This window comes from Yersinia sp. Marseille-Q3913 (assembly GCF_963892745.1).
In the GTDB taxonomy this organism is placed as follows: domain Bacteria; phylum Pseudomonadota; class Gammaproteobacteria; order Enterobacterales; family Enterobacteriaceae; genus Yersinia; species Yersinia bercovieri.
Genome location: NZ_CAWQAF010000055.1, coordinates 158399 through 171260, shown reverse-complemented (window position 1 = coordinate 171260; position 12862 = coordinate 158399). Strand labels below are relative to the sequence as shown.

The window sequence follows — 12862 nt, the reverse complement described above, 5'->3', positions numbered from 1 at the left end:
GCGTTAGTATCAACCGGGCATGGCAGGTGGCCTATCCTACCCAGTTTGTTGAATTTGCCACGTGAAATACGTCACAAGAAAGAAAACGTTTACATACAAATTTGTAACCCGCTCATCATTTTTATATTGTGGACGTATTCAGGGCTTAGTGTTGCGAGGTTGTAACGATTGACCACAGGCATACGAAGTCAATTTTCGCCATAGCCATTCGACCGGCCCTTGGGGAAAATAAGCTAGCCAAAACAGAGAGAAGAGAATGTTACACAGCCAGACCAGCGGTACTACTGCCAACAACTGCAAGCGGTCAAGTTGCTGGTATAAGCCGAAGTGATAGAAGAGCAGCGTGCATATCAATGTTTGTAGCAAATAATTGCTTAGCGCCATTCGACCAACCTGTGACAGCCAATGGCTAACACGCCAGCCGGACAAGGTCGGCCAGAAGCCATAGAGTAATGCCAGATACCCCACCGCCTGTAATGGCGCCCCCAACTCGCGGGGGACTTGTAGCAAAAAGCCCGTCCAGCGGTAATCCCAGCCGACAGCCCATTGCAGCGCCACACCCGGTATCTGGATGAGCAATGAAAGCGGTATCAAACAGGCCGCAATCAGCCGGTAGTGGCGCAAGCTGAATTCACCGCGCAGCCAGCCGGAACGCATTAATCCTGCACCAAATAGCATGGAACCGGCCAGTTCCCAGCCATATTGCGCGCCGATGGCGATCAAATTGGATGACAACAGATCCAGCCGATTCTTCCACGCCTCCATCCCACCTTGTAGCTTCCAGAATTGCTCATATTGCAGATCTGCTGGCCCCGGTTGCCAGAAGCGGCCCGGCTCCCCGCTGGTGACAAATCCCAGCAGCAATAATACCGCGACCCCAAGCAGGTAAAGCACCGCACCAGTACGCAGTAAACTGGCGGCATCTTTGGCATCACGGATCATTCGCCAACACACCAGACCAATCAAACCATAAGCAAATAAGATGTCTCCATCCCAGAAGAAGATGCCGTGAATCAATCCCAGTAACAGCAACAAAGAGAGGCGTGCCCGTATCCAGCCCTTACCCCGCTTAAGCAGTAGTTCGAGGCCCGCGCCAAACAAAATGGCAAAAATGGACAAAAACTTCGCCTGCGCCACAATATCGAGAATGGCCCAGCTCCAGCTATCAGACAGTGAGGGCAGCCCCAGATAGGCGGGATTTAGATAAGCAGCCTTTGGCAGGCCAAAGGCGCTGATATTGAGCAGCAGAATGCCAAGAATGGCCAGCCCGCGCGCACTGTCTAACGTTGCGATGCGTTGACGCATACCTGACATCCTGTGTATGGGCACCCATTGGTGCCCTCTCTGGCAAAAGGCTAATTAGCCGTTGTGGTGTTAGCTATTATGACGAACAGCGCGCAGGAACTCCTGGCGAGTATTCTGGCTGGATTTGAATAATCCGCCTAATGATGTGGTGGTGGTGGCACTGGTTGCATCACGGATGCCCCGTGCTTTGACACAATAATGCACCGCATCAATCGAAACAGCGACATTATTTGTGCCCAATAGCGTCTGTAACGCCAGCAGAATTTGCTGCGTCAATCGCTCCTGCACTTGCGGGCGCTGGGCGAAGAACTGCACGATGCGGTTGATTTTGGATAACCCAATCACGCTATCTTTAGGAATATACGCCACCGTGGCTTTACCATCGATAGTCACAAAATGATGTTCGCAGGTGCTGGTGAGGGTGATATCCCGTACCGTGACCATCTCATCGACCTTCATTTTATTCTCAATCAAGGTGATTTTGGGGAAATTTTCGTAATCCAGTCCGGAGAAAATCTCATCAACATACATTTTGGCAATACGTCTTGGCGTATCGGCCAGGCTGTCGTCAGTTAAATCCAGATTCAATAATTGCATGACTTGCGTCATATGCTCTTGAATCAAAGTCTTGCGCGTTTCGGCATCTAACTCTTGCTTGCGCAATGGGGTTTCGAGGCCACGAGCCAGCAGCGCTTCATGAACCAACTCAGCTTCTTTACTTAGCGATGACATTCTTTTCTCCAACAGGCTACGCGTCTGGGCGAGATAAACATGATGCAGATCACACCCAGATTTTGCTCCACACTGTAGTTGAGAGCAAAATGATTATCCAGTGATTGTTATTCATATCCAATGGTTCTTTCTGTCATGATGAGCGCGCGGCCTCTGCTTATCCCTTAGCCGCCAATCCCACCACCACCGCTTCACGGGCGCGAGCTGGCGTTTTAATCACCAGTACACCGGCAATAATCAGCGCAACCACCGCCACATAGAGCGCCGGTTCCAGCCGATGGGTTAATGCGGTAGAGATAGCCGATAGTATCGGGCCGACCAGTTGCCCAATGGCATAACCCGTCGTCAACAACCCAGCCATATAGCGGGTATGTTCTGGTGCCAACTCACGGCCATGCTGCAATGAAAGCTGAACCACACTGAGGAAACCGCCACCGGTCAATAGTGCACCTAATGCCAACCCACTGACTCCTGGAACTAACTCGGCACAGAGCACCCCCAGCGCCTGAACCCATAATGTCAGCGCCAAACGGGTTTGTGAGGTCAAACAGTGGCGAGTCAAAATACCGATGGTGATCCCGATGACCGCCGCCCCGCCGAACACCGGCCAGACGAACTGAGCAAACAGGCTGTCGGGGAAACGCGCGCTGGCCATTTGTGATAGGAAGGTTGCGGGCAGAATATAGCCAAACCCCGCCAGACTGTAGCTCCAAACCAGACGTTTTAGCGCCGGGGTTAAGGTCAGCGGAACCGCAGCAATATGGGGGCGATGTAACTCTCCACTCCGTGGCAGATTGATACTTATGGCGGCAATAATAATCAGCGCCAATACGCCATACACTGTCCAGGCTTGTGCTGCTGATAACTCATAACTATGGATAAACACGGCAAGCATACCGCTGATGAATATACCGGCCCCCGGCCCGGCAAATACGGCGGCGCTAAGCGCGGGGCGACCAAAATGCGCCAGACGTTCATTGGTCCAGGCCGCAATCAGCACCATCGACCAACCACTGGCCCAACCAATGACAAAACGCACCACCCCATGCCACCACGGCCCGTCAACCACCGCCGACAGCAGAGTGAGGGCTACTGCCCCCCACAGCCCCAGCCATAAGCGCCGTTCAACATGGCGACTGGCCCGCATGGCATCAAAGGCACCAAACAGATATCCCAGATAATTAAAGGCCGCAACTAACCCCGCGCCGGTCAGGGTGAATTGATGCTCTGCAATCATCAGTGGCACTTGTGGCGTAAAAGCAAAACGCCCAATCCCCATTGCAACGACTAATGCCAGAAAGCCACTTATTGCGATTCTTAATGCCATCCACCCCACCTATTCATTACTCTGCCAGCAGATCTTTCTGCCAGTCCATTAAAAGAGAGTTGCCAATATCATGCCTGAGCATTAGAATCACAAAAAATGAATAATACTCACAAAGTTCATCACGAAAAGAGAATGTATATGGATCTGACACAGCTACGCATGTTTTGCTGCGTGGCGGAAACCGGTTCCGTTGCCAGAGCAGCGGAGCAGATGCACCGCGTCCCTTCAAATTTAACTACACGCCTGCGTCAGCTTGAAATTGAGCTGGGCGCAGACCTGTTTATCCGCGAAAAGCAGCGCCTACGGCTGTCCCCCATGGGCCATAATTTTCTCTGCTACGCCAACCGAATTCTGGCGCTGAGCGAAGAGGCGATGCGCATTACCCATGCGGGTGAGCCGGCAGGCCACTTTCCACTCGGCTCAATGGAGAGCACCGCTGCAACCCGTCTGCCCAATTTGCTGGCGGCTTATCACCAGCGCTATCCCAAGGTCTCTTTGTCGCTGACCACTGGGACTTCAGGTGAAATCATTGAGCAAGTCCGTGCCGGAACCCTAGCGACAGCCCTGGTCGATGGCCCAGTACAGCACGATGAGCTGCACGGCTGCCGCTCTTTCGAGGAGCAACTGGTGATCATTTCTTGTCTCGACCACCCACCTATTCTGCAAGCTCGTGATGCCGTGGATGAGACCCTATTCGCCTTTCGCCCCAGCTGTTCTTACCGACTGCGGCTGGAAAGTTGGTTCCGTCAGGCGGGTGTCCTGCCGGGCCATATTATGGAAATTCACTCCTACCATGCCATGCTAGCCTGTGTGGCAAGTGGTGCCGGGCTGGCGCTGATCCCACACGCCGTATTGGCGCTATTACCGGGCCATGAACGAGTACAAGTCCATCAATTACCAGCAGATATTGCCGATACCGCCACCTGGCTTATTTGGCGTAAAGACGCCTTTAGCCCCAATGTCCGCGCACTGAAAGAGCTGATCATTGAGCAGATTGAGACCCATTGATTGAGCAAGCAAAACTGAAGTTTCCGGTCATAATCTATACAAGGTAGGTTGCCGCTTTCCCGAAAGAACATGCGCAACATATATGATACATAAAGAATATATTTATATAACACACATTACAAAGAAGCTATAGGAGCAACACCATGGAGATGATTAAAACCCGCGCTGCAGTCGCATGGGGACCAAACCAGCCGCTGTCCGTTGAAGAAGTTGATTTGATGCCACCACAAAAAGGCGAAGTGCTTGTACGAATTGTCGCCAGTGGGGTTTGCCACACTGACGCCTACACCCTATCGGGCAAAGATCCTGAAGGGATATTCCCGGTGATCCTCGGTCATGAAGGTGGCGGGATTGTTGAAGCTGTGGGTGAAGGAGTGACCAGTGTTGCTGTCGGTGATCACGTGATCCCGCTCTACACGCCTGAGTGTGGCGAATGTAAATTCTGCCGCTCCGGTAAAACCAACTTGTGCCAGGCTATCCGCAGTACACAGGGCAAGGGCTTGATGCCGGATGGCACCACCCGCTTCTCTAAAAATGGCCAGCCAATCTTCCATTACATGGGTACTTCAACCTTCTCTGAGCTGACAGTGGTGCCAGAAATATCACTGGCAAAAATAAATAAAGAAGCGCCATTAGAAGAAGTTTGCCTATTGGGCTGTGGCGTCACCACCGGCATGGGTGCTGTGATGAATACCGCCAAAGTCAAACCCGGCGATACCGTCGCTATCTTCGGCTTGGGTGGCATTGGTTTATCTGCCGTTATTGGTGCACAAATGGCCGGTGCTAGCCGAATTATCGGCATCGACCTTAATACCAGTAAATTCGAGCTGGCCCGCAAACTGGGCGCGACTGACCTGATCAACCCGAAAGATTATGATAAACCTATCCAGGATGTAATTGTCGAGCTGACCGATGGCGGTGTAGATTTCTCATTTGAATGCATTGGCAACGTCAATGTCATGCGTTCAGCGCTTGAGTGCTGCCATAAAGGCTGGGGCGAATCAGTAATTATTGGTGTCGCCGGTGCTGGCGAAGAGATCTCAACGCGCCCATTCCAGTTGGTGACCGGCCGTGTATGGCGTGGCTCTGCATTTGGTGGCGTAAAAGGCCGCTCAGAATTGCCGGGCATTGTGCAGCAATATCTGGATGGTAAGTTCGCTCTGAGCGATTTCATTACCCATACCATGGGCTTGGATCAGATCAACGAAGCTTTTGACTTAATGCATGAAGGCAAATCCATTCGTACCGTGATTCATTTTGATCAATCGGCACAAAACCATTCTCTGCAAAACAAATAGAGCAAGGAGGCAGACAACGCATGAATACGTCACTTGAACTTCTCGAAGAGCACCGGATGTTTGGTGGATGGCAGCAACGCTATCGCCATGCCGCCAGCAGCCTGAATTGTAATATGACTTTCAGCATCTATCTGCCACCACCCCGGGATGATAACCCACCGCCAGTGCTCTACTGGCTGTCGGGGCTAACCTGTAATGATGAAAATTTCACACTGAAAGCAGGCGCACAGCGAGTTGCCTCTGAACTGGGATTGGTACTGGTAATGCCCGATACCAGCCCACGTGGCGAAGGCGTTCCTAATGATGATGGCTATGACTTGGGTCAGGGGGCGGGGTTTTATCTGAATGCAACACAAGCCCCTTGGTCGACACATTTTCGGATGTACGACTATATCAGCCAAGAGTTGCCCGCCCTGATCCGCCAACACTTTAGTGTTAGTGAACGTCAATCGATCAGTGGTCACTCAATGGGCGGTCACGGAGCGCTGATGTTGGCGCTGCGCAACCCGCAGCAATATCAGTCAGCCTCTGCTTTTGCGCCGATAGTGAATCCGTGTCAGGTGCCTTGGGGCCGCAAAGCCTTTACTGCCTATCTGGGCAGTGATGAAAGCCAGTGGCTGCAATATGACAGTTGCCATTTACTGACCCATGCAGAAGTTCAGCTGCCGATGTTGGTTGATCAAGGCAATGGCGATCAGTTCCTTGCCGAGCAGTTGCAACCAGCAAAATTAGCCGAACTGGCGCGCCAGCGTGACTGGCCGCTGACTTTGCGTATTCAGCCAGGTTATGATCATAGCTATTTCACCATAGCGACATTTATTGAAGATCATCTGCGCTTCCATGCTGGGTATTTACACCCATAACAGGGATAACTAACTGGATTATTTATTATAAATACCTTAAGCCCCTGCGGGGCTTTTTTATTTAATAGTGGATATCGAAAGTTATTCTCGTTACGTTAATAACCAATAAGCAATCAATACAATAAGAAAATTAATTAAGCATTATAAAACTCACTGCAAAAAAACGTTGATAAAATAGTGAAAAAGAATTACAAATAACTAGCTCAATAGATACCAAGATTGAGCGACCTCTAAAGGAAATTATTCAAATGGAGAATTATATGTATACTTCACACCAATCAGATAGAAAAAGAAACAATAGCAACTTAATGACATTAAAAGCTAAGTTAGAATCGTTAGAACAATCATTTAAAAGTAATTCACTCTCTATTAGTGACAATGAAATTGAAAATATAAAAAACAGCAATCACAACAACAAAATAACGGCCTGGAACTGGTCAAAAAGCTTTACACAACAATAAAGTAGCCAATGAAATCATTTAGTGAAAATAGATTAAGATGCTTTTATAAGCATCTTAATCTTAATAACAACCTTTTGAGATATTAATCCATTTGAAAATTACACCTCAATGAGGTGACAACAATTAGTATAACCATTAACGATAAATAACATCATCACTAAAATCTATTAAGGCCAGTGGATATCTCCCATGCTAACAAGTGAATTTTTCAATGACCTGAAGCTAAGCCCGCTATCAAGCCTGTTAGCAATAATAATAACGGCTATTGGATTGATATCATCTTTTCTGGTATTACTCCTTTACCTAACAGATTATCGCATTGAAAAACACAATAATAACTATAATGACATCTATAGGGTAGAGACCGTATTTAATCTACCTAACGGGGAAGAGGTTAAATCAGCGCAAGTCCCTCTACCACTTATTTCCGTACTAAAAAGTGATAAAAACATTAAGCAAGTGGATTATATCGTACGGATACTTACCCGTTTGCAGGTTAATGATAAGGCATACTCAAATGTTGATATCTATGCAGTTAGCACTAATTTTTTCAACACATTAAATCCTTATCAACAAAAAAACCTCTATCTGGCAAAGAATGAAATTATCATCACCCCTGAATTTAATCAGCAATATCTCCATTTGGATGCCCCTAAAGGGCAGATCATTACATTAGGGGATAAAGAGCAATATATCATTAAGGATGTCGTTGAACTCAACGCATCTAGCCGTTTTAAAACCACAGCAGTTATTGCCTTCTCCCCCGAGATTATTGAAGGTTATCATGATAAAAGACATGACTGGTATGATACGCATGTCTATGCTTTTATCACTATGAAATCAGCTATAAAACCCACTCCTGAGCAATTAAATTCGCACATTATCCGACACGCACCTCAACTCTCTGGCGCCCCCTTTAGCCCTGAAGAATTTATTCAACTTTCCGCCCGAAACATTACCGACATTCATTACGATAATGCATTACCAGATGAAATAAGCACCGTAATTTCAGTCTCTTACTTAAATACTCTATATGCCTCAGGTGTGTTTGTTTTTTTTGCGACGATGATGAATTTTTTCAATATTAACAACGTAATAAATACAAATAAGAGAAGCAGTTTTTATATAAAGAAAGCAGTTGGTGCATCCCACTATCAGTTACTCACTGAATCAATCCTTATCGCGACATTACAAACAGCATTTATGCTGTTACTTGTTCTGTTCATTTTAATCTCTCTCACGCAATTTTCAGATAGCATCAGGGAGTTGATGTTCATTCAAGGCGAACGCGATTTCTTAACCGCGTTCGCCATAACATCAGTAGCGACTTATGTTGCTATTTTACTCGCCCACTGTATTTTTCTGTCTGTTTTTATTTTCCCCAACAACACCTATGACATCAGCCCTTATGCTCAACAACCTCGCTTACGCTATATACATAGTATTATGTTTTGCATACAGATTATTATTGCTGGTACCATCATATACTTATGGGCAGGTATAATGACGCAGATGCGTTTTATGCAAAATGACAACTTTGGCTATGAAAAAGAAAACGTAGTGACATTTGCATTAAGTGATGAATTGAAATCAAAAACAATCATAAACAGTTTACAAGATGAATTAAGAAGCACTATTGGAATTGATAATATCGCTATGAGTAGCTGGCGACCATTTGATATGTCGCGCACTAACACCGCGGTATTCCATCATAATCAGCAAGAGAAAGACAAACTGGGTACAGTTAACTCACTCACCGCAGATAAGAATTTCATTAACACCTGGGGAATGAAAATAGTGGCAGGTAAAGAGAACCCACTATTACCCAGCGACGACAGCAATGTGCATCATGCTATTGTCACAAAATCGTTCATAACTTTAATGGGATTACACTCCTATGATCAGGTGCTTAACAATCTATTTTATATTAACGAAAATGGTTCTCAACAAGCAGTCAGGATACTGAAAGTGATAGATGACTTTTATCTAGCAGATCGAGAAGATGCCCCCTCCCCCTTACTTATTTTTATTAAAAACAGTTCCCAGCGCTATGCTGTAGTGAAACTAAAAAACATGCAAGATATGGGGGGGTTAGAGAAAATATTAGAGCGCTACAATATCAATACCGAGCAGATAAAATCAGTTAATAACCTACATAAAGAGCACTTCAATAATAGTATACTAATGCAAGAAACGATTAACATAGTCACTTTACTCTCAGTGATATTAATATTTATAAGCACAGTAATTACGGGGATCTCAGAAACAAAACGACTTGAAAATACATTAAAAATAATGGAGTCAATTGGAGGGTCAGCTTACACCAATATAATTTTCTTTATACAAGAAAACATCACACCTATCATTACAGCAATGATAATATCACTCCCCATAAGTTTTTTATTATTAACTCAGTGGCTAAACCAATACAGCCAGATTAAAGGATCATCCTATATCTATGGAGCAGGTTCACTTATTAGTTTTATTTTAAGCATTATTATTGTTATGGCTATCACACTCATTTTTAGCATCAACATGCTGAATAGAGAATCAAAGAAATAAAAATTATGGATATAAACATTGAGAAGAAAAACATTGTGAGCAAAACTGTTAAGTTAATCATCTTTTGTGTATTACTTCTATTTATTGCTTGCTTTTATTATCTATCTACAACCCAACGCACTTTACTTATTTCTAGAGATGATGCAATTTTTCATACTATTCAACCAGAAGTATATCAAGATTTATTGATTACTCGAGCCATCACAGTGCCAAAAGAGAGCATAATTGTATCAAGTGAACGAGGTGGCAAAGTGACTGAAATCGTTAAGCAAGCTTTTGATACTGTTGCTAAAGGTGATGTCATTGCCCGCTTATCTAACTATGAATTTATGCTAGAAACGACATCCAGAATAGCGAGTATTACCGAACAAATAAATAACCTGCGTAATATGAAAATGCAGATGGAACAAGATAGCCGAGACACGAAAATCAGTTTACAAGAGGCTCAACATCAAATAGCCATCATTTCTAAAGGATTAATGAGACATCAAGTACTTGATAGAAAATCCATGATTGCAAAGTCAGAGTTAGAGTACCAAACAGATATGTTAAAAAACTGGAAAATAAAAAGCAACATATTGAGAGAACACAATAATAAAAACAACGAGTCACTCCCTCTACAATTTATAAATATAGATAATTCTATTTTATTACTTGAGAAAATGTTGGGGGTAATTGAAAAAGGTATGGAGCAATTAGTTATTACTGCATCTATTGATGGAACTTTATCCGTCTTGGATATTGAATTAGGCCAGCAAATAAAACCAGGCGAAAAAATTGCAGTAATAGACAATTTAACATCATATTATTTCAATGTTTACTTCAGTGAGTACTATCTCGATAAAATCAAGCCACAAAGCCATATTACTTCCCCCATAAATGGTCAAGACACCCCACTGCTTATTGAGTCGGTATCCACTATTGTTGAAAATGGAAAGTTCAAGGCAAAACTGATCCCACTTCAAGAAAGCACCATGAAACTTAAAAGAGGACAATCTATTGAAATACAAATCCCATTACAAGAAGAGAGTAACAATGTGCTACTAGCACCGACTGAGAGTATTTTATCAGATAAGCACGGAGATAATTTTGTCTATATTTACCAGCCAGAATATGATCATGCGATTAAATCTAAAGTTGTCGTTAAATATCGCAATGCGATGAAAGTAGAAATCACATCTGGATTGAAGGCAGGACAAAAAATTGTATCGCCTCCTGCGGCCAATAATAATGAATACGATATCATTGAGTTCAAATAATATGTTAAATATGCAGAATGCTGAAAAGTGCTACACCACCAAAACGATTAAAACCAAAGTTCTTAGAGAACTCAACTTTAGGGTAGAAAAAGGTGATTTTGTTTCAATTATGGGGCCATCTGGATCGGGTAAATCAACACTACTTAATATCATTGGTATGTTTGATAGCCTTGATAGTGGATCCTTCTCCCTGGCTGGAGAGAATATTATCGGCATGAGCCACTCGCAAAAAATAACCTTAAGAAGAGCGCTAATAGGCTATATATTTCAATCATTTAACTTAATTCCTCATTTATCCATTTTTGACAATGTTGCATTACCACTTAAGTATCGTGGTGTTGCCAAAAAAGAGCGAGTTGAACGAGTTAATCAAGCTTTGAATCTTTTTAATATTGATAATCGGCGAAATCATAGACCTATGCAACTATCCGGGGGCCAACAACAGCGAGTGGCCATTGCCAGAGCAATGGTTTCAGAACCTGGATTATTACTGGCTGATGAGCCTACCGGAAATTTGGATAGTAAAAATGCCCGCTTGGTCCTTCAGCAATTAAAATATATAAATCAAAAAGGAACTACAGTTATTATGGTTACGCACTCAGATGATGCGGCAACATACGGAAACAGGATTATAAACATAAAAGATGGCAAACTCACATGACAAAATAGGAGTATACTATGGGGAGTGTAATACCGATAAAAAACATTGATTACGTTCAAATAAACGATATAAATCTACAGGAGTTGGAAAGACTCGATAAATGTGAATACAAGGAATTATCAGCTTATCTTATTGGTAGAATACCAGCAGAACAATTGCTCGATACTATTGAATTGGATATCTTCAATGAAGAGATAAATAAAAATATTTCAGCAAAAACTATTAAAGCAAAAAAACTCGTCATCGTATTGAAAGCAACTCGTCTATGTAACCTTCGTTGTACCTATTGCCATTCATGGGCTGAAGGTCCGAATCAAACGGTTTCATTTCAGACACTCGTCCGGACAGTACGGCAAATACTTGCCATTCCGAATGTTAACAGATTTGAGTTTGTCTGGCATGGTGGAGAAATTACACTATTGAAACCAGATTTTTTCAAAAAACTTATTTGGCTGCAACAACAATTTAAGCGACCTGAGCAATATATAACCAACACCATGCAATCAAATTTAGTCAACATTTCAGATGAGTGGTTAATATTTATCAGAGGCATCGGTATGAATGTCGGAATTAGCCTTGATGGCGTACCAGCTGTGAATGATAAGCGGCGCGTTGACTATCGAGGAAGGGGAACATCTGATCGTATTGCAAAAGGGATAAAAAAACTTCGCCAACATAATATTTTATATGGTGCGCTCATTGTTGTTGACCGAGACGTTTATCAAACTAATATGAGGGAGATGCTAGACTATTTCATCTCAATAGAGCTAACCAATATTGAATTCTTGAATATTGTCCCCGATAATAGGTTGGTTAAAGGTGAGCATATAGATAGTAGCTTTATCAGCTATGGTGATTTTATCCAGTTTCTATCAAACTTGTTTAATATTTGGGTAAAGGGCTACCAAGGGAAGATAAATATTGCTGTTTTTGACGATTTTATGAAAGTACTGAAAAACCCAAAAAACAAACCGGCAGCATGTTATTGGTCTGGAAATTGCTCACAAGAGATAATTACCTTAGAACCCAATGGTGATATCTCTCCCTGTGACAAATATGTAGGTGATAAAGACAGCATCTACGGCTCATTATTACATACTGATTTAGCTGATTTATTAGCTTATTCATCACACAATCAACAGGCCATCAATGAAGAGAACGAGGCGACAGAAAAAATGCGCCATTGTCAGTGGTTTTCTATCTGCCACGGTGGTTGCCCCCATGATCGGGTGATTAATCGCAAACATACCGAAGGATATAATGATACATGCTGCGGGACTGGAAAATTACTGGCAACCATACAGCGCTATTTAGCCAATACTCACTAAGGCTACATGCATTGTGACTATCGTATACACCAGAAAATTGTTATTAACCGCATTCCAC

11 protein-coding genes are annotated in these 12862 nt (G+C 43.8%); 8 read left to right on the top strand and 3 right to left on the bottom strand.

Annotated features, from left to right (window positions below; all coding sequences use genetic code 11):
- Positions 1-138 precede the first annotated feature (138 nt).
- The 3 genes from yeiB to AACW11_RS16940 all read right to left on the bottom strand — a co-directional run bounded on the left by yeiB (position 139) and on the right by AACW11_RS16940 (position 3364).
- The gene (gene yeiB, locus AACW11_RS16950; RefSeq protein WP_212584884.1) at positions 139-1305 is read right to left on the bottom strand and encodes a DUF418 domain-containing protein YeiB; all 1167 of its coding nucleotides are present in this window, start codon (positions 1303-1305) and stop codon (positions 139-141) included.
- A gap of 69 nt (positions 1306-1374) precedes the next feature.
- Positions 1375-2037, bottom strand: coding sequence for a GTP cyclohydrolase I FolE (gene folE, locus AACW11_RS16945; protein ID WP_005273844.1), 663 nt, complete (start codon positions 2035-2037; stop codon positions 1375-1377).
- 157 nt (positions 2038-2194) lie between these two features.
- Complete coding sequence (locus tag AACW11_RS16940) at positions 2195-3364, bottom strand: YbfB/YjiJ family MFS transporter (RefSeq protein ID WP_212584883.1); 1170 nt, start codon at positions 3362-3364, stop codon at positions 2195-2197.
- Between the two features lie 138 nt (positions 3365-3502).
- Between AACW11_RS16940 and ptrR the strand changes: the two genes are divergently transcribed.
- The 8 genes from ptrR (at position 3503) to darE (ending at position 12804) form a co-directional block, all read left to right on the top strand.
- Positions 3503-4372, top strand: coding sequence for a putrescine utilization regulator PtrR (gene ptrR, locus AACW11_RS16935; RefSeq protein ID WP_212584882.1), 870 nt, complete (start codon positions 3503-3505; stop codon positions 4370-4372).
- A 143-nt stretch (positions 4373-4515) separates the two neighbouring features.
- Positions 4516-5670 (top strand): S-(hydroxymethyl)glutathione dehydrogenase/class III alcohol dehydrogenase, encoded by a 1155-nt coding sequence (locus tag AACW11_RS16930; RefSeq protein ID WP_048616371.1) that lies wholly within the window; start codon positions 4516-4518, stop codon positions 5668-5670.
- Positions 5671-5690: 20 nt separating this feature from the next.
- On the top strand, positions 5691-6533 hold the full coding sequence (fghA, locus tag AACW11_RS16925) for an S-formylglutathione hydrolase (RefSeq protein ID WP_212584881.1): 843 nt from the start codon (positions 5691-5693) through the stop codon (positions 6531-6533).
- A 260-nt stretch (positions 6534-6793) separates the two neighbouring features.
- Positions 6794-6994 carry a darobactin family peptide antibiotic gene (darA, locus tag AACW11_RS16920; RefSeq protein WP_212584880.1) on the top strand — a complete coding sequence of 67 codons (201 nt, stop codon included), beginning with the start codon at positions 6794-6796 and terminating at the stop codon, positions 6992-6994.
- A 189-nt stretch (positions 6995-7183) separates the two neighbouring features.
- Entirely contained in the window at positions 7184-9556 is a 2373-nt protein-coding gene (gene darB / locus AACW11_RS16915) for a darobactin export ABC transporter permease subunit (RefSeq protein WP_212584879.1), read from the top strand.
- Between the two features lie 5 nt (positions 9557-9561).
- Entirely contained in the window at positions 9562-10815 is a 1254-nt protein-coding gene (gene darC / locus AACW11_RS16910) for a darobactin export ABC transporter periplasmic adaptor subunit (protein WP_212584878.1), read from the top strand.
- A gap of 1 nt (position 10816) precedes the next feature.
- A complete protein-coding gene (darD, locus tag AACW11_RS16905) occupies positions 10817-11476 on the top strand; it encodes a darobactin export ABC transporter ATP-binding protein (protein WP_212584877.1) in 660 nt (219 codons plus the stop codon).
- 17 nt (positions 11477-11493) lie between these two features.
- Positions 11494-12804: a darobactin maturation radical SAM/SPASM protein DarE gene (gene darE / locus AACW11_RS16900; protein WP_212584876.1), complete on the top strand. Its 1311-nt coding sequence runs from the start codon at positions 11494-11496 to the stop codon at positions 12802-12804.
- Positions 12805-12862 lie beyond the last annotated feature (58 nt).